General features: G+C 52.8%; 14 protein-coding genes. 5 read left to right on the forward strand and 9 right to left on the reverse strand.

Annotated features, from left to right (window positions below; translation table 11 throughout):
• Positions 1–35: 35 nt before the first annotated feature.
• A complete protein-coding gene (locus AC27N8_RS29485; RefSeq protein ID WP_487072205.1) occupies positions 36–560 on the forward strand; it encodes a hypothetical protein in 525 nt (174 codons plus the stop codon).
• Between the two features lie 36 nt (positions 561–596).
• Here AC27N8_RS29485 and AC27N8_RS29490 read toward each other — a convergent pair whose 3' ends face one another.
• Positions 597–1,265, reverse strand: a complete 669-nt coding sequence (locus AC27N8_RS29490) for a TetR/AcrR family transcriptional regulator (protein ID WP_487072207.1) — start codon at positions 1,263–1,265, stop codon at positions 597–599.
• A gap of 171 nt (positions 1,266–1,436) precedes the next feature.
• Between AC27N8_RS29490 and AC27N8_RS29495 the strand changes: the two genes are divergently transcribed.
• Positions 1,437–2,693, forward strand: coding sequence for a cytochrome P450 family protein (locus AC27N8_RS29495; RefSeq protein ID WP_487072209.1), 1,257 nt, complete (start codon positions 1,437–1,439; stop codon positions 2,691–2,693).
• 66 nt (positions 2,694–2,759) lie between these two features.
• Here the strand turns inward: AC27N8_RS29495 and AC27N8_RS29500 are convergent, their stop codons facing one another.
• From AC27N8_RS29500 to AC27N8_RS29510, 3 genes are all read right to left on the reverse strand, one after another.
• Complete coding sequence (locus tag AC27N8_RS29500; RefSeq protein ID WP_487072211.1) at positions 2,760–4,532, reverse strand: ATP-binding protein; 1,773 nt, start codon at positions 4,530–4,532, stop codon at positions 2,760–2,762.
• Between the two features lie 9 nt (positions 4,533–4,541).
• The gene (locus tag AC27N8_RS29505; protein WP_487072213.1) at positions 4,542–4,919 is read right to left on the reverse strand and encodes a hypothetical protein; all 378 of its coding nucleotides are present in this window, start codon (positions 4,917–4,919) and stop codon (positions 4,542–4,544) included.
• Positions 4,920–5,167: 248 nt separating this feature from the next.
• Positions 5,168–5,458 carry a hypothetical protein gene (locus AC27N8_RS29510; protein WP_487072215.1) on the reverse strand — a complete coding sequence of 97 codons (291 nt, stop codon included), beginning with the start codon at positions 5,456–5,458 and terminating at the stop codon, positions 5,168–5,170.
• Between AC27N8_RS29510 and AC27N8_RS29515 the strand changes: the two genes are divergently transcribed.
• Positions 5,452–5,622, forward strand: coding sequence for a hypothetical protein (locus AC27N8_RS29515; RefSeq protein WP_487072217.1), 171 nt, complete (start codon positions 5,452–5,454; stop codon positions 5,620–5,622). The two genes, AC27N8_RS29510 and AC27N8_RS29515, sit on opposite strands and share 7 nt — an antisense overlap.
• A gap of 59 nt (positions 5,623–5,681) precedes the next feature.
• On the opposite strand, the gene AC27N8_RS29520 is transcribed toward AC27N8_RS29515, so the two are convergent.
• The 4 genes from AC27N8_RS29520 to fdnG all read right to left on the reverse strand — a co-directional run bounded on the left by AC27N8_RS29520 (position 5,682) and on the right by fdnG (position 13,792).
• Positions 5,682–8,306: a CDC48 family AAA ATPase gene (locus AC27N8_RS29520; RefSeq protein ID WP_487072219.1), complete on the reverse strand. Its 2,625-nt coding sequence runs from the start codon at positions 8,304–8,306 to the stop codon at positions 5,682–5,684.
• A gap of 138 nt (positions 8,307–8,444) precedes the next feature.
• Positions 8,445–9,566 carry an NrfD/PsrC family molybdoenzyme membrane anchor subunit gene (nrfD, locus tag AC27N8_RS29525; RefSeq protein ID WP_487072221.1) on the reverse strand — a complete coding sequence of 374 codons (1,122 nt, stop codon included), beginning with the start codon at positions 9,564–9,566 and terminating at the stop codon, positions 8,445–8,447.
• A 13-nt stretch (positions 9,567–9,579) separates the two neighbouring features.
• The gene (locus AC27N8_RS29530) at positions 9,580–10,593 is read right to left on the reverse strand and encodes a 4Fe-4S dicluster domain-containing protein (protein ID WP_487072223.1); all 1,014 of its coding nucleotides are present in this window, start codon (positions 10,591–10,593) and stop codon (positions 9,580–9,582) included.
• 64 nt (positions 10,594–10,657) lie between these two features.
• A complete protein-coding gene (gene fdnG / locus AC27N8_RS29535; protein ID WP_487074768.1) occupies positions 10,658–13,792 on the reverse strand; it encodes a formate dehydrogenase-N subunit alpha in 3,135 nt (1,044 codons plus the stop codon).
• A 455-nt stretch (positions 13,793–14,247) separates the two neighbouring features.
• Here fdnG and ftsH point away from each other — a divergent pair, with 455 nt between their 5' ends.
• Both ftsH and thpR read left to right on the forward strand, forming a co-directional pair.
• Complete coding sequence (ftsH, locus tag AC27N8_RS29540) at positions 14,248–16,095, forward strand: ATP-dependent zinc metalloprotease FtsH (RefSeq protein WP_487072225.1); 1,848 nt, start codon at positions 14,248–14,250, stop codon at positions 16,093–16,095.
• Entirely contained in the window at positions 16,092–16,670 is a 579-nt protein-coding gene (gene thpR, locus AC27N8_RS29545; protein ID WP_487072227.1) for an RNA 2',3'-cyclic phosphodiesterase, read from the forward strand. The genes ftsH and thpR overlap by 4 nt, the downstream gene beginning before the upstream one ends.
• A gap of 18 nt (positions 16,671–16,688) precedes the next feature.
• Here the strand turns inward: thpR and AC27N8_RS29550 are convergent, their stop codons facing one another.
• A complete protein-coding gene (locus AC27N8_RS29550; protein ID WP_487072229.1) occupies positions 16,689–18,077 on the reverse strand; it encodes a pyridoxal phosphate-dependent aminotransferase in 1,389 nt (462 codons plus the stop codon).
• Positions 18,078–18,186: the final 109 nt, after the last annotated feature.

The following is an 18,186-nucleotide window of genomic DNA, read 5'->3' on the forward strand; positions in this document are numbered from 1 at the left end:
CTAAACTTCAGCTTCTTGCCGTGGAGGGATTTTGCATGCCAGGTTTTTTAAGTGGTCTCCGTATTACAAATGTCCTGGGTTTAGTCATGCTTCTGGTCATTTGGATTATCCTCTGTGAGTTAACGCATGTTCTTGTATTGTTATGGCGGCATGAACCTCTCGTTGGTTGGGCTGTCGGTCCCTTTGGCTTAACGCTGATGTCTCTGCGTGAACCTTCTCTCCTCTCTATCTGGCTTGATGTCATCGGACCGGCCTGCGTCTCTGTTGGAGTCCTGATGGTTGGATTATTTTCTCCTCTCAGCCCCATCAAATACGCTGCTGAACCGCTCGCGAAAGTTGGAGTTATTGTCTGTGGCGTCCTGCTTGCAAGTGCCGCTGATCTTATCAATGCACTGCGAGACTTACGCTATCCTCTATGGGGAGAGGCACGTGTGTTGCGCACAATGCAATTGCTGCGTGCGAATTGGTCACAGATTCATTTTACTCCCTTTGGCCACTCTTATGTACGCACACGTTTTGGCTCCAACCCATCTGAACTGTTGCAACTGCTCTCATTGTAGCCAGCCAATCTAGAGTTCTGGCGGTAGAGGTAATTTTTAGCCCCACGTGTTCGCCTCAAGTAGGCTGGCATGAATGAGATGCTGGGAATACTCAGCAATCTGTTTAGGGGGATAAGGGCGGTCATGCTCCAGCCACCAGCTGATGGCATCAATTAGCTGTCCAGCCAGGAGCGTTGGCAAAAATCCTTCCTCTATCACTTGCCGCTTACCCAGAGGTGTCGTATTCTGCCCTGAAGGTATATTTTTCGCGCGCTCAAGTAATAGGTCTGCCAGGTAATTACGCATTTTTTTGCGAAACCAGGAGCTTCCATTGTCTCCCAGAAGTGCTTTATAAAGATGTTCATATTCGGCAAAATGTTCAAAGACCTTTATCCAGGGAGCGAGTGGTAAATCCTTATTGGCCAGACGCTGACGATAATGAGCCTCCGGTGATGATGATGGGATATCTTGTATGGTTTTCTGTCGCCACTGATCTAATTCTTTCATCATCGTTGTGAGAGTTTCTTCAAATATTTGCTCGACCATGTCGTATTTGTCCTGATAGTAGCGGTAAAATGCAGCTCGACTGACCATAGCACGTGCGGCTATTTCTCCGACAGTGATTTCATCGAAACTCCTCTGCTCCTTCTCAATCAAGCTAATTAAAGCTTCTCTGAGCAGTTTACGTGTGCGCCGTACTCGTAAATCCTCAATTTTTTGAGTCATTTTTCACCTTTTGTCTTATAACTGACAAATCCCATAAATTGCTTCTTGTTCCTTCTCGCTTGTTGACTTACACTTGTATGGAACAGAGTGTCTCAGAATGTTCACTTTGTCATAGCAAAGCATGTTTGTCAAGCATATAGACATAAATAGAAAGAAAGAGTGTGAAACGATATGCCACAGACACGATCACTAGCTTCTATCACCCGGGATGACCTGGTCAACCCCGAGACGAAACGTCATCCATCTGCATTCTATGCCCGCTTACGCCAACAGGGACCCTTGACCCGCTTACCTAACTTTTTTGGGAGAGGTGATGGCTGGCTGGTTACTCATTATGATGATGTGATTGCTGTACTTAAAGATCCTCGCTTCGTCAAGGATATCCATAAATACGCACGCCAACCCGCTGGACAGTCCACTTCAGGCGCGGCTGAGATGACTGATAAGCAGCCAGCGTTCCCTGAACGCTTTGCCTGGCGTCGAGATATGCTTACCAGCGATCCTCCAGATCATACACGCCTACGTCATCTCGCTTCTAAAGCCTTTACGCCGCGCATGATCGAGCAATTACGCCCCCGCATCCAGCAGATTGCCGATGAACTCCTGGATGCAGTCGAACCTAAAGGAGAGATGGATCTAATCGCCGATTTCGCTTTTCCGCTTCCGATCACGGTCATCTCAGAAATGCTTGGCATTCCATCGGCTGATCGCCATCTGTTTCGCACGTGGACACAAGCAATCCTCAACTCAGCCAATCGCACTGATGCTGCGGCTACTGACGCTGAAGCAGCCTTTATGCAGTACCTTAAGGATCTACTTGCGAGCAAGCGTGCCCAACCAGGCGACGATCTGATCACTGAGATGTTGCGGACCAAAGAACAAGACGACGCTCTGAGTGAAGATGAGCTCATCTCAACGATCTGGTTGCTGATCGTGGCCGGACACGAAACAACGGTCAATCTCATTGGCAATGGAACATTAACGCTGTTAGAGCATCCTGATCAGCTTAATTTGCTCCGACGCGATCCATCTTTGATAGTAACGGCTGTTGAGGAATTGTTACGTTATACGTCTCCGGTCAGCCTCTCAACGTTTCGCTGGGCCGACGAGGATATCGTAATGCATAATCAGCTCATTCGTAAAGGGGATCAGGTTTTCGTTTCTCTGATTTCTGCCAATACTGATCCACAGCAATTTGCAGATCCCGATACCCTGGATCTCACGCGCCAGATCAATAAGCATCTGGCCTTCGGCAAAGGCATTCATATCTGCCTGGGAGCTCCACTGGCGCGGCTGGAGGGACAGATCGCCTTTGAGACACTGCTGCGCCGTCTACCAAATCTGCAATTGGTAGGGGACCCCGAAAAACTGGGTTGGACCCTCAATCCAATTTTGCGCGGTCTGACAGGTCTTCCTGTCACATTTTAAAACTGGCTCCATACTACTAGAGATCCCCCGAATATTTTCAAACGTTCGGGGGATCTCTGCATGCCGTTACTCCTGGTTGGTATTAGTTTTTTTTATACTTTTGGAGGGAGGCACAGCTGGCACTGTAAAGTGGAATGTTGATCCTGTACCCTGGTTGTTTTCAAGCCAGATATGTCCTCCATGCCTGGAGATGATAGCTCGCGCGACATAAAGTCCGAGTCCAATGCCGGCGTAATGTTGGCTGGCGGTGTTGTGGATGCGATAGAAGCGTTCAAAGATGTGCTCGAAGTGTTCTGGATTGACTCCTACTCCTTGATCTTTGACGCTAACGTGGTAGATGCCATCGTTCTGTCCTTGCAAACGGATATGGACCTGCCCTCCATGGGGAGAGTATTTAATGGCGTTATCCAGGATGTTGCCAAGTACTTGTTCGAGCCGAGCTCGGTCTGCTGTCACAGGGGTGTCAGATGTTTGTACCTCGAGTGTCAGCATATGTTGCTCTGCGCTGGCTTGTACAGAGCGCACCATATCGTTAAGCAGATCGGACATCTGGAAAGTATCATAATGGAGCTCGATCTTGCCCCATTGTACCTGTGAGAGATCTAACAGGTCGCTTACCAGGCGTTCCAGATGTTCTGTCTGACTCTGAATAATTGCCAGGCTATGCAGATCACTTGTTTCTGGTATCTCTGACAACGGTGTATTTGTCGTTTCGCGTATCTTACGCGAGCGTCGCTCGATGCGTCGTACCAGATGTTGTGTATATCCCTTGATAGCAGTCAATGGAGTGCGTAACTCATGTGAAACGACCGAGACAAAGTCATCTTTGAGACGTTCTACTTGTTTGCTTGAAGTGATATCATTGAGCACCGCGACCACACCGATCGGATGATGCGTAAATTCGTTACCCTCACGTAGAGGAGCTGCGCTGATACTCAACGTCAAAGGCACGCGTTCATCTTCTTTGCCGGCGACCAGCTCCTGACTCTTGACTGTCTGGCCATTCAGCGCCTGATGAATAATCTTTACGAGTGAAGGCAGCCAGGGGACCTGGCTGGTTTCTGCTAGTGTTTGCAAAGGAACACCGGGGATGAAGCTTGTCTGGGCCTGGGCCAGGAGCTTTTCGGCTGATTTGTTCAGGGATGTGATCGCTCCTTTGGCGTCGGTGATCAGCAAGCCCTCGGCCATGCTTCCAATGATGAGCTCCAGACGCATACGTTCGAGCTCTGCTTCGCGCCAGAGAGCATTTTCACGCTCACGTAAGCGGACATTATCCAGTGCGACCGCCGCATAATCGGCGATCATCGTCGTAAGCTTGAGCGCATCGGTATCGAAGGTCCCATGTTTCTCATCGAACAGGCTCAGGATGCCGATGATCCGATCTTCAACCGTCAAAGGGATACTCACGCAAGAGCCGATTGTCGTGCTGGCGATCGTCCCTGAGGCGCGGTTCTGTGTCAGGATATCCGGGGCATCGAAGTAAGCTGAGCGGGCAAGTTGTTCGGGGGTTACAGCGGGGAAGTCAAGTGCGTTGGCAGCGCCAGCGATGCGCTGAATCATAGATTCTAAAAACAGTCCATTTAAGGGATAACACGGAATGATGAAGAGGTCGAAGGGGTCGCCTTTAAGTAGGATACAACAGGCTGAAAAGCTGTAGAGTTCTTGAAGCGCTGCTAATAAAGCTCGATGGACATGAAAGCGATCGAAGGCGGCGACAAAGCGTTTCCCGATCGTATTGATATACTCCATGGCGATCAGACGGTCCGCGCTCTGACCATGGGGAGGGCTATAAAAACCAGACTGTACCGTGTGTGACTCAGTTTTTAAACTGCTCTCCATTCTGCTCCCTTACTGTAGTTGCCTTAATTGATGTACTACTTCATCACGTAGGGGTGGAGCGATCAGATCACCTGTCAATTCGCGCAGTCCCGCAAAGCACGCATCCAGTAAAGCATTGAGGCCTTCTGTAAGTTCAGACAGCGTGACACCATGAACATGCTCGTGAATCATTGATGGGACAATATGAGTATATGGACGATTAATCAGGCAAGTAAGAAACGGGTAAGCATCAGCCATGCTCCTGGCGGCACCTTGCACAAGAACACGAGTCGTGGCTTTCCCCAGATAAGGGGCTACTCGCTCATCAATCAACCCAATGGCATTCAGGTACGCCTCTGTAACTTGCTCACGGGAGACGGAAGAGGAGTCATCATGTGTGGATAACACTGTATCCTCCCTTCGCTTGTTGATAATGTTCTCCGTGTTAATTATAGCATAGTCACCTATATATTGTAAGTGTATAGTACCTACATATTGTTCACTTTTCATGTGTGCAAGCACTTGTAGGGTTCTGTTTATTTTGTATAGAAATATATTTTTTATTTGTATAATAGCGTCGCGCCCTTGGGAACGATGTCCCACTCGACGTACGAGCCACTCGATCTCGGCGCGCGACGCTACTACTCGGTCAACGGTCATCGCGCCGATGCGGTATCGGTGATGTGTGTCCAAAACAGCTCCAGAAGGCGATGGGGTGAGAGGCTCACCGACGTAGCGGCGCGGCTCCGCCGTGCTGTCTGTGACTCGTCCGACCACGCTCCCCATGGGGTTCCATTGCGTGATCTTCCCACCGTGGATCGTCTCGTCTGCGTTGCATTCAGATGCACATGGGACGTGTTCGTGCGGGAAGTGACAGCACGGCGGAGCCGCGCCGCTACGTCGGCGAGCCTGAGCGCCTGGTTCAAGGGGCCATCCTCCTTTGCCACGCCACGTCCTTGGATCGTCTCGTCTGCGTTGCATTCAGATGCACATGGGACGTGTTCGTGCGGGAAGTGACAGCACGGCGGAGCCGCGCCGCTACGTTGGCGAGCCTGAGCGCCTGGTTCAAGGGGCCTCCTCCTTTGCCACGCCACGTCCTTCTGTGTTTTGACAGAGCACTACTGCGCTTGATCGTACGTCGAGTGGGGCATCGTGCCCAAGGGCGCGACGCTACGCCAGGCCGAAGAGGCGGGCGAGCCAGAGGCGGAAGCCTCTCAAAGGTGGTTTGCCATCGGCTTGCTCGTCGGCGGCCATCTCGATCAGGCGTTGGCGACCGCGGTCCTGGCGCTCACGCTCTTTGTCAAAGCCCTCCTGGATCGAATAGCGAGCTTTCTGCTCCTCGATGGCGTGAGCAAAGTGTTCTGGACGAATCTGGAAGCGTCCAGGCAGTGCTCCGGTGGTGCTACTGAGCTGTTCCGGATTGGTCGCAACGCTCTCGGTCTCCGTAGTTGTCTTTGTGCTCTCGATGACGTTTGGATCGTTGACGGGCGTGACCTGGACCGGTGCTGGATTGATCCGAGGTGCGATCCATTCGCGCAGAGCCAGCATGGAGGCGCGTCGGCAGATGGCTTCGATATCGGCACCGCTGCGTCCAGGAGTGATCTGAGCGAGTTCGTCTATCGTGACCTCTGGCGCGATCGGACGGTCGTGCAGATGGACTGCGAAGATGGCACGTCTCTCCTCCTCCTCGGGATATTTTAGCTCGACGGCCAGATCAAAGCGTCCAGGACGTAGGAGTGCGGGATCGATCATATCGGGACGGTTGGTGGCCGCCAGGACAATCACACCTTCGCGCCCTTCAATGCCATCCATCTCGGTCAGGAGCTGAGCGATGACTCTGTCACCGACATTGCCATCGTTGCCGCTGCCGCGTCGAGGTGCCAGAGCATCCAACTCGTCGAAAAAGATGATGCAGGGTGCAGCTTGCTTGGCGTGCCGAAATGTTTCGCGAATTCCCTTTTCTGATTCGCCGACCCATTTTGAGAGCAGCTCTGGTCCTTTGATCGAGATGAAGCTGGCTTCGCATTGATTCGCCAGTGCGCGAGCGATCATCGTTTTACCCGATCCGGGAGGGCCTGACAGCATCACGCCGCGCGGTGGCTCGACATGGGCGTTGGCGTAGATCTCAGGATAGCGTATCGGCCACTCGACGCTTTCCGTCAGCAAGTTTTTGATATATTCAAGACCGCCGATATCGTCCCATGACGTGTCGCTGACCTCGACATAGACCTCACGCGTCGTTGATGGTTCAATCTCGCGCAAAGCGGCCTGGAAGTCAGCCATTGTGATATTGAGATTGACCAATGTCTCGTAGGGGATGTAGCCGCGCTGATAGTCGATATGCGGCAGGACACGCCGTAATGCGATCATCGCCGCTTCGCGGCAGAGCGCCTCCAGATCGGCACCAACGAAGCCTGGTGTCAGCTGAGCCAGGCGCTGGATATCGACATCATTTGCCATCGCCGCATCGCGACTATGAATCTGAAGAATCTCCATGCGACCATGCTTATCGGGAACGCGCAGACCGATCTCGCGATCGAAGCGTCCGGGACGTCGTATGGCCGGATCGAGCGCATTTGGCTGGTTAGTGGCACCGATGATCACGACCTGTCCACGTGACTCCAGACCATCCATTAATGCCAGCAACTGTCCCACGATACGGCGCTCCACCTCGCCACCGGTTTCAGCTCGCTTGGGAGCCAGCGCGTCGATTTCGTCGATAAAGATGACGCTGGGTGCACGTCGTTGTGCCTCCTGAAAGACTGAGCGTAGCTTTGATTCGCTTTCGCCGTAGAATTTATTGATGATTTCTGGGCCGTTGATAATGAAGAAGGCCGCATTAGTTTCGGTGGCGACGACGCGAGCGATCAATGTTTTGCCGGTCCCGGGAGGTCCATACAAGAGCACGCCCTTTGGAGGCTCAACGCCCAGGCGGTCAAAGACGGCTGGATATTTGAGTGGCAATTCCAGCATCTCGCGGATACGTTGCAGCTCTTTTCCCAGCCCACCGATATCCTCATAGCCCACATGTCTGGGCGTACCATTGTTGGCGCCGCGAGCCTGAGCTCGTACGATCGTGCCCTGCTGGACCAATACCGCTTCTACTTCGGCCGATGCTGAAGGGGTCTCTACGATAGGCAGATCACCAACTTTTCTATTTTTTAGCGTATAAGCTGGCGTGGCTGGACTTGAGCCGATAATTAAGAACTCGCGTGGCGCTGTCCCGGGCGTGCCTACGCGTAAGAGATCGCCGATTGTCACCGGCAATCCTATCAGATAGCGAGCGATATATTGGAGGTCTGTCTCCTGGATCGGAGCGCCTCCGCTTAGAGGTAGCAATGTAATCTTTTCAGCTGTCTGGACGGCTGCCTTATGGATTGTCACGCGCTCGCCCAGGCCAGAAGCGCTATTTTGCCGCACCTGACTATCCATCTGAATCGATTGCTGTCCACGATCGGGTAGATTATTTGGGATCACCTTCGCCGCCGTCGTACGAGCACCCTCAATCATGATGATATCGCCGGCCTGACAGCCAAGCCGGGCCATATCGCTGGGATCAACCCGCGCAACGCCGCGACCCACCTGGAATCCCTCAACCACCGTCAACGGTAAACGATCCATCGCCGCCTGAGTATCTTGCTCCGACTCAGTCGCAGTTGCTGTACCTGTCTGATCGTCTGCTAACAGTTTGGCCGTCGTATGTTTAGGAGTGCCATTGGAAAGTCTCGTTGTCGTTGCTGTCTCGGAATGTGGAGTGTTCTGTGTATCTGTGTTGGAAGTGTGTGGCTCCTCCATATGTCCCTCTCTTTGCCTACGTCTGACGTAGGAATAGCATGTTACACCATTCTGGATGTACAAAGCATGTACGATGAAAGCGAAATAAAGTTCTATCCCCTGGAGGAAGGGGATAGATGTCTTACTCTGCCCTATTGTTTAGCGTCTGGCGTTCCACAGGGTTGTGCGTGGATCGTTGCTGGAGGCGTGTCCGGCATGAATGATCGTATGGCGTAAGAAATAGCCACCTATCAGTACGAGCAGTGAAACGAGCAGCCCCATGCCGCCACGCTTAATCTTTTTTGTCGCCTGCCTGGGTGCGATGATCAGCAGCAGCGTTTGCAGCAGCCATGGGAGCATCAGACCTCCGCCAAACATGAAGCGCCAGAAAGTTGGACCTTGTTCGCCTGGTTCTGTCCCGACGAGCGCCTTGGCTGCTCGTCCCGATGTGCGTAAGTAGGTGAGCAGGCAGATAATCTCGATGAACATATTGGCCCATTCGATCTGCTCCAACTTATGCAGCGTCTTTTCGGGAGCGCCGATGATGCGCAAGACGACAGAAATCAAGGCGGTGCTGGTCGATGCCGCCGATGAGACAAAGACGGCTCCGAGCATCTTACTGCGTGACCAGACGGAGATGCTGGTCGATGTGATCAAGACGCCGGTATAGCCCCCCAGAAAGATAGCCAGGAGGCTGCCAGGGATCGCGATCAATCGCTGAGGGAGTCGAGCCAGCAGACGGGCTCCCCACCAACTTCCTAACAAACCGTCGCGAGCGACCTGGATCATACCAGTGAGTCCACTAAAAGCGGAGAATGATAGTAAGCCCCAGGTGCCCATAGACATCGCAGATTTAATCTTGAAGACACGTAGCATATTAAAGAACTTGGCAGGCCGTCCCAGATCCTTAATCAGCAGTGGTGGACAGGGAAGGAGAGCCAACAAAGAGGCATAATAGCCGATGCGTGTCACAACGCGATCCTCTTCGCGTCCAAAGAGAGAAGCGATCGTCGCGAGCAGATAACAGCCTCCAGCGAGACCTCCCATAAAGAAGTACCAGATAATCTCCCATCCCCACAGTGGAGCTTTCACGGCTGGATAGTCGTAATAGGTCTTTTCCTGGAGCTCGCGTGTCGGATCAGGAGTATAACCGGTAGTCAGGCTCGCCATCTTATCCAGCAGCATCGAAATAGATCTCTGCGCTGTCGCCATATCAGGCAGTCTACTGCCGGAACTGGAAGGCAGTGGTAGACCAGCTCCAGGCACAGATGTCTCTTTCATATAGTTATCCTGTCTAATCTTTGCTAAAGAAGAATGATCCTATCAGGCCCATCACTGCTGCTGTCACGACGACTCCCAGAGAGGCAGGCCATATGTGCGTGCTTGGGCGTGATGGATTGCTTGGTAGGTTGTATACTTCGGGCTCATCCATGATTAAGAAAAAGGAATGCAGGCCGCCCTCAAGGATAGTATCGTCGGCACCATAGAGAGCCGCGTCCTTTACCCCTAGCGCCTGCAACTGGCCCACCCGCTCCTGAGCGCGGAGCTTGAGCGCGTTTACCTCTCCATATTGAATAGATTCGGTCGGACAGGCTTTAGCACAAGCCGGTACCATATCGTCTTTGAGCCGATCATAGCAGAGCGTGCACTTATGAGCTTGCCCATCGCCTTTGGAGTCGCGGGCAATGACGTTGAACGGACAGGCCACCACGCAGTAGCCGCAGCCATTACAGATATCCTGTTGCACGTAGACCGTATTGAACTCTGTATGGATGATGGCACCTGTCGGACAGGCTTCCTGACAGGGAGCGTTGGCGCAATGTTTGCAGACATCGCTATGCATCAGCCAGCGATCGCTACTGAAGAAGGGCAGAGCCGTCCCGGTAGGTTGGCCAATAGGGAGCGTGTCAGAGCTGCCCTGGAACGCTGAGAGCGATGGATCAAGCAGAGGGAGATTCAGCAATCCGATGGTCTGTGTGGATGGCTCAATCTGCTCGGCCGCCGCAGGCGTGTGACGCTCGATCTGCTCGATGAATTGGACGTGACGCCAGGTTGTCGCTCCCAACGCCTGCGTATTATCATAGCTTGTCCCGGTCCAATCGGGATCGGCGGCTGGCAACTGATTCCACTGCTTACAGGCTATCTCGCATGCCTTGCAACCGATACACAGACTGGTATCGGTAAAAAAGCCCATATCAGGCTGTTGCGGGAGAGGCTTTTCTTTCTTGAGATTGCTAATTAGCTGTGTGACCTGCTTGACGCCTGCCGCGATGGGCGCGTACGTCACGCGCCCAACTTCTGCATTCATCGTTGAATCCCTCTCTAACTACAAAAAACATGAACTTTGCAGCGTTCTCATGTGACATCTTTTATCAAAGACGTCCGGGACGCACATTACACGTAAATGCCTTTGCCTCCTCGATGCTTACATTCGGCTCAAGCACAGCGTGTGTCAGATCGTTGGTGATGCTACCGGTGACGTTTCCCTGGAATCCCCAATGGAAAGGCAGGCCAATCTGATGGATGACGCGTCCGCGTATCCGTAACGGTTGCATGCGTCGCGTGACGAGAGCACGTGCTTCTATCTCGCCGCGTGGCGTACGGATCACCATCCAGCCGCCGGGAGTGATATTCTTTTGCGCTGCGAGTTCAGGACTGATCTCGGCGAACATCGAGGGCTGTAGCGCATTCAGCCACGGCATCCAGCGCGTCATGGGGCCGCTGACGTGATGCTCTGTGAGCCGATAGGTGGTCACAATGTATGGATAATCTGGATCATCCACTTTGGACAGCAGATTATCTTTCCGCTTCCGATTGTATTTTGCGGCTGGATTGCTCTGTTGCTTATACAGCGCATTATGGACCGGTGACTCTATTGCCTCATAGTGCGTCGGGAGAGGACCATCCTTCAGGCCAGACGGCGCGTAGAGCCAGGCTTTACCATCCGGCTTCATCATAAAGGGATCGATGCCGGAGATAGCATCCATACCGACCGCATTGGGAGCCGGTCGATAGTCAGGAGCCTTATTCACCGGAAAATCGGGAATATCGTCTCCCACCCATTTGCCCTGCTCTTTATCCCACCAGATATGCTTTTTACGCTCCGACCACGGATTCCCGGCGGGATCAGCCGACGCTCGATTGTAGAGAATACGGCGGTTGGCGGGCCACGAGAAGCCCCAATCCAGATTCATCTTGCCATCATTGATGCGTGAAGCGGCGCGATTCCTTCCGGGCTCGGGATAGATGCCGCTATAGATCCAGGAACCACAGGCTGTACTCCCATCAGCTTTAAGCGCCGGGAAGTTTGGCACGTGCGGAGCCGTATGGAAATCATACTCGGTTGTCTGACCCTGCTCATCGGTTTTTGTCAGATAGTAGCCATTGATCTCCTTCAAAACCAGCTCTACCTCTGGCTCTACGAAGCGACTTGAGCCGGGCTCTTCCTCGTAGTCCCAGGTCAGATTCAGCAGAGGCTGATCTTTGGGCTCCGTACTGTTGGCATAGAGCTCTTTAAGTCGTTTACCTAGATTGTAAATGAACCAGAGATCTGAACACGCATCTCCAGGTGGATCGACGGCTTTATCGCGCCATTGAACCAGACGCTGCGTATTGGTAAAGCTGCCTGCCTTCTCTGTCGAGGCAGCGGCGGGTATGAAGAAGACCTCTGTCTTAATGGTCTTGGGATCGACAGGACCATCTACTCCGTTATACCAGAATGCCGCCGTCTCCACCTCGTATAGATCCGCCACCACCATCCAATCCAGATGGGCGAGGGCCTTGCGCTGCATGCGCGAATTTGTGCTACCGGCAGCGGGATTCTGTCCCATCAGGAAGAAGCCCTTCACCTTATCATCGAGCATCTCGTAGCTGGTCATGATATGGGAATGATCGCCAACTATCTTGGGAATCCAATGATATCCCCAATCATTCTCTTCGGTGGCCGCCGCGCCATACCAGGCTTTGAGCAGACTGGTGATATAAGCGGGCATATTCGACCACCAACCGAGCTTCTGCCCGGCTGTATCGATATATTCTTGTAGCGTCTGTTGCGTACGCTTGTGAATATGTTTGTCCTGTGTTGCGCCCCAGGTCGTTGAGTTCGGCTCATCCTTTGTTTCTGGTTTCGCCGTGAGCATCTCGCTGGGTTGCGGCATATAGCCGGCGAGCAGATCGTAGAGCGTTGGGACATCGGTCGAGCCCTGAATTGAGGCATGCCCACGTAGTGCTATGACACCTCCTCCTGGACGACCAATGTTGCCCAGTAAGAGCTGGATAATTGCGCCTGCACGAATGATCTGCACACCCTTGGATTGTTGAGTCCAGCCCACCGCGTAGCAGAGCGCACCCGTTTTTTCGCGACCTGAATTTTCTACCAGCGTCCGAACGACCTGAAACCATTGCTCTTGTGGCACGCCGCATTCCTCTTCAACCATTGCTGGCGAGTAGCGAGCAAAATGGCGACGCATCACCTGAAGCACGCAGTGCGGATCTTGCAGCGTGGGATCGCTTAAAGGTTTGCCATATTCGTCGCGTTGATAGTCCCAACTGCTCTGATCAGAATAGGTATTGGTTTCAGTATCAAAGCCAGAGAAGATCCCATCAAGCTCTTCAGTATCTTTGAAATCCTCGCCCACCAGCATCGCGGCGTTCGTATAATTTTTGACGTATTCTTCGAAGTACGCTTTATTCTCCAGCAGGTAGTTGATGATTGCGCCTAAAAAGACAATATCCGAACCTGCCCGCGTGGGGACATAGAGATTTGCCAATGCGGATGTGCGCGAGAAGTGCGGGTCGACATGGATAATTTTGGCACCGCGTTCCTTGGCTTTGACGACGTTCGCAAAACCGACCGGATGTGCTTCAGCCATGTTGCTGCCCATAATCAGGACGCAATCGCTATTGACGAGATCTTGAGGAAATCCTGTGGCACCGCCACGACCAACCGTTGTGCCCAGACCGGGCACTGTAGCGCTGTGTCATATGCGGGCCTGGTTCTCGATCGAGACGATACCCAGACCGGCATTGAAGAGCTTTTTAATTAAATAGTTCTCTTCATTGTCCAGTGTCGCGCCTCCCAGAGAAGCGATGCCCAGAGTATGATTGACTTCGCGTCCATCGTCGAGACGCTCAACGAACGTCTCATCGCGAGCCTGCTTGACGCGCTGAGCGATCTGCTCCACGGCCCACTCAAGCGAAACGGTATCCCAATGATCGCTATAGGGAGCGCGATGCATCACCTGCGTGACGCGTTTGGGATTAATGGTATATTGGTAGGTCGCCGATCCTTTGGGACAAAGCGTCCCGTGGTTGATAAAACTATCGGGGTTGCCTTCGATATCGAGGACTTTGCCATCCTTGACGTAGACATTGAGGCCACAGCCGACAGCACAATAAGGGCAGACGCTGTGAACAACCTGGGCGTCGCGAATACGTGGAGTTTTGTCATGGCTCTCTTTGCTAAACGGTTGTACCCGGGACCCGATCTCTATCACATCTGATAGCATCGGTAACACCTTGCCGGGTATGCGTGATCTTTCTCGCATCGCTTGCTATCTCCTTATTCCAGCACTTCTGACCTCAGTGATTTCTTCTCTTATTGTACCATGTCGGATGGTTGATATATAGCTGTTAGGCCCATTTGGCAGTCTCTGCATGATTGGTATTTCGCTTTTATTCGGGTTCATGCACAGAGTTCTGACTAATGATAGTGTTTGATGTACCTTAGTACTACGCTCTAAGTATTCTAAGCATTCTAAGCTTATACTTATCTTGCTAAGCAAATTTTTATCAGCTATACTATTTTTAAGCGTCATAATGAATAGGAAAAACACACCAAAATACACATTGATATGCAGGTGCGTGCTCACAGAGGCATGCACTTTGATGCGAATGAATAATGTCCCCCTTATGAAGGTAAGTACGTATTTAAAAAATAAATAGAAGGGTCTACTATTAACGCATGGAAATGCCTCCAAAGGACAAGCGAGAAATAAACAACTCAAATTCGCGTAAATCAGCTCCAAAGGCCAGCAAGAAGCGTAGTTTCCTGGCTCGTTATGGCTTCCCGATGGCACTCGTTATTATTGGAGTGTTGTTATTGGGAATCGTTGGAGTAAGACTGCTCTCTGTGGCACAAAGCGCTGCCGCTGCGGAGTCGCGACCCATCAGCACCGTATTAGATATGGCAGATCAGCATCATTTGAAATCAGTTATTCTCACTGGCGATAGCGTGACTGCGACGGATGTTAATGGGAAAAAGTACACCTCATTTAAAGAGAGTGATCAAGCGGTCACAGAAATATTTCGACGCGATGGCGTACAGGTTAACATCGAAAATAATCAACAGGATCAGTGGTTGCAAGAGTTGTTGGGGCTGGTGTTGGTCTTAGTCCTTGTTGGCCTGACCTTTCTTTTCCTGCGCCGCAGTGGTATGGGCGGACAAGCGTTGCCATTCTCGCGTTCAAAGGCGAAACGTTTCTCCGAGTCTCGTCCGTCGGTGCTCTTCAAGGATGTTGCCGGCGTAGAAGAGGCGAAGATTGAGTTGCAAGAGATTGTAGAATTTCTGAAGCAACCCGAGCGCTTTACCGCCATGGGAGCGCGTACTCCGAAAGGTGTCTTATTAGTCGGAGCTCCCGGCACTGGTAAGACCTTGATCTCACGTGCTGTTGCTGGAGAAGCTGGTGTCTCATTCTACAGCGTGAGCGGGTCTGAATTTGTCGAAATGTTTGTCGGTGTTGGTGCTGCACGTGTCAGAGATCTCTTTAAAGAGGCCAAAGAGCACGCGCCATGTATCGTCTTTATCGATGAGATTGACGCCGTTGGCCGTCAGCGTACTAACTCTGGTACGGGTGGCAACGACGAGCGTGAGCAGACCTTAAATCAGCTGCTGGTTGAGATGGATGGCTTTGATAAGAGCTCAAATGTGGTCGTCATTGCCGCAACTAACCGCCCAGACGTGCTTGATGCCGCCTTGCTCCGTCCCGGACGTTTTGATCGTCGCGTCATGTTGGATGCTCCAGATATCCGTGGACGTCATGCCATTCTTGAAGTCCATGCCGCCGATAAGCCGCTGGCCGAGGGTGTAACCTTGCTCGATTTGGCGCGTCAGACCGCAGGCTTCTCCGGTGCTGATTTGTCGAACCTCCTCAACGAGGCTGCTCTGCTGGCTGCGCGTAAAGGCATGTCGACGATTGGCAAGATTGAATTGGAAGAGGCAATTTTACGTGTCATGGCCGGTCCAGAGCGTAAAAGTCGTCTGATGAGCGAAGCCGAAAAAGCCATTATCGCCTACCATGAAGTCGGACACGCAGTCGTGATGCGCTCTATGCCCGGTGCTGATCCGGTTCAGAAAGTCTCCGCCATCGCGCGTGGCATGGCACTCGGTATCACCGTCCAGGCGCCTGCTGAGGATCGTTATCTGCAACGTCGCTCCGAACTGCTCGCCAAGATGGCTGGAGCGATGGGGGGGCGTGCCGCAGAAGAGATTATCTTCGGTGACGTTACGACCGGAGCCAGCCAGGACATCGAGTATGTCTCGAATATAGCGCGTCGCATGGTCTGCGAATTCGGCATGTCACCTTTAGGAATGGTCTCTCTCAAGGCCGACGCCGAAGGCAACACCATAGTCGGGGGAGAACTGGCTGGTCGTATCGATCGAGAGGTCTCTGCCCTCATCGATCAAGCGTACTCGACCGCACTAAGAATCCTGCGCGAGAAACAGGACAAATTATCCTTGATCGCCGAGCACCTGATCCAGGTTGAGACCATCGATGGCGAAGAACTGGATAGAATGTTGTTTGCCGCATGACCCGCACGTTTATCTCCCTTGAGATGAATGAAGCGCTACAGCGCCACCTGCACGGAGTGATCCGGCAAGTGGCGCTTGTGCTTCCCAACATGCGCTGGGTTGATCCGCAGAGCATCCACCTCACCCTGGCTTTTCTGGGTGAACTCGATCGAGATCAACTCGCTGCCGCACATAAAGCCACACAGAACGCTGCTCAACAGGCCTCTGCCTTTACCTATCAGCTCACGCGCTTGAACATCTTTGGAACCCCACAGCAGCCACGCGTCCTATGGATGGGCATAGAAGAGCCTACGGGCACGCTTAAGCGCCTCCATGGAGTCTTGCAGCGCCAATTAGAGCAGCGTGATTTCTCCACTGATCACCGACCTTTCTCTCCCCATCTGACCCTGGCGCGAGGAAAAGCTACTCTGCGACCAGATGAGCAAGCCGCGCTCCAACAGCTGCTCACAGGCACTTCGGAGCAGATGAGCAAGCCTCAAATATATCCGGCGGCCCATCTGCACGTCATGAAAAGCGAACTGAGCTCCGCTGGCGCAAAATATACCTCCCTGCATACTTATCCTCTGCGCCCGTGACGGCTCTCTGGTCATCGATCATTTTTCTAACGCGTGAATGACTTCTGACCAGCGTACTTGGGCGCTTTTCAGCACAGGCAGTGTTGGTGTGATCTGTTCCTGGTTGCCTGTTGGTTGGAGAGCCTCTGCTTGATTGAGCAACTGCCAGAGTGCGTCTTCTCGTTCTTCTGGCGAGGACAGCTGTTCTGGCTCACAGAGCAGGCTTGTCGCCAGACGCAGACGGAGCACCTCTGGCTCTTCATTGAAGGCCGAACCGGGGAGCGTTGCAAGGTCCCATTCCTCCAGCAGATATTGTGCCAGATCCTGGCTGGTGCTGATGCCGCGCTGCTCCAGAGCCGCTTGCCATGGGGAGAAATCGGGATAGAGATAGAAGCCTCCAGCCGGACGTGGACAGGAAACACCGAGTTCAGTTAGCGTGTCATAGAGCTGACTTGTGACATAGCCGTGTACAAGAGCAGAGTGTCGTACGTATTGTTCAATGGCTGGATCTGGCGTCAAGGCGGCGATGGCGGCTGCCTGGATCGGTGCTGCGGTCGAGGTCCAGATTTCGCTGGCGAGTGCACGTAAGGCTGCAATGGCCGTTCTGCCTGCTGAGGTGGGAGGAAGCATCGCGTATCCGAGCCGCCATCCTCCCACTGAGAAAGTCTTCGAGAGCCCACCAGTCACAATACATCCTGCGGGATAGAAGCGGGCGGGTGAAATGTGCTCGCGCCAGCCATGAGCCAGTTCGGCATAAATTTCATCGCTGATCAGTGTTATCCCCTCTTCCTGAGCCCACAGTGAGAGCGCCTCTACATCGGCGGGATCAAACATGCCCCCAGTGGGGTTGCTGGGCGAGTTTACCAGCAAGATCCGTGGATTGGCTCCCTCTTTACGTGCCTGCGCGAGTGTCTGGGAGAGCACCTGAGGAGTCAGGCGATGGTGATCATTACGATCAGTCTGCACGCTGATGACACGTCGGCCAGCCAACTGCGCCATTGGTGCATAGCTGACCCACGAAGGATTTGGCAGGAGCAGATCACCGTCAAGGATCTGTAGTAGCGCATAGAGCAGTGGTTTGCTTCCCGGCCCGACGACGATCTGATCTGCGGAACATATAATCCCACGCGTGCGTTCGAGGTACGATGCGATGGCTTGACGGAGCGCTGGTGTGCCGAAAACAGGTGTATAGTGTGTCTGTATTGCCGCCTCAATCAACGCGCTTTTCAGTCGAGGATGCAGAGGGAATGAGGCTTCGCCAAAGCCCATATGGATGATCTTCCGTTCAGATGTACGTCTCCTGGCGACAGTCTCATGTATGGCCAGCGTCGCAGAGGTTGGAAGATTTTTGGCGCTCTCCGTCAGGCGGAGAGGCATCGGTATAGCCGCTTCTCCTGTGTTTGTCGCTTCAGGATGAGTTGTATTCATCGTGGCTTCCTTTGATCTTGTTCTCTATCGCCCATAGGTACGAGCGTAAGCGAACCCGGAGAAAAAGAGCCCCACTCGTTGATAAAATGCGTCTCTTTAAACCGTTTTT

The organism is Dictyobacter sp. Z7_2, from assembly GCF_057551105.1.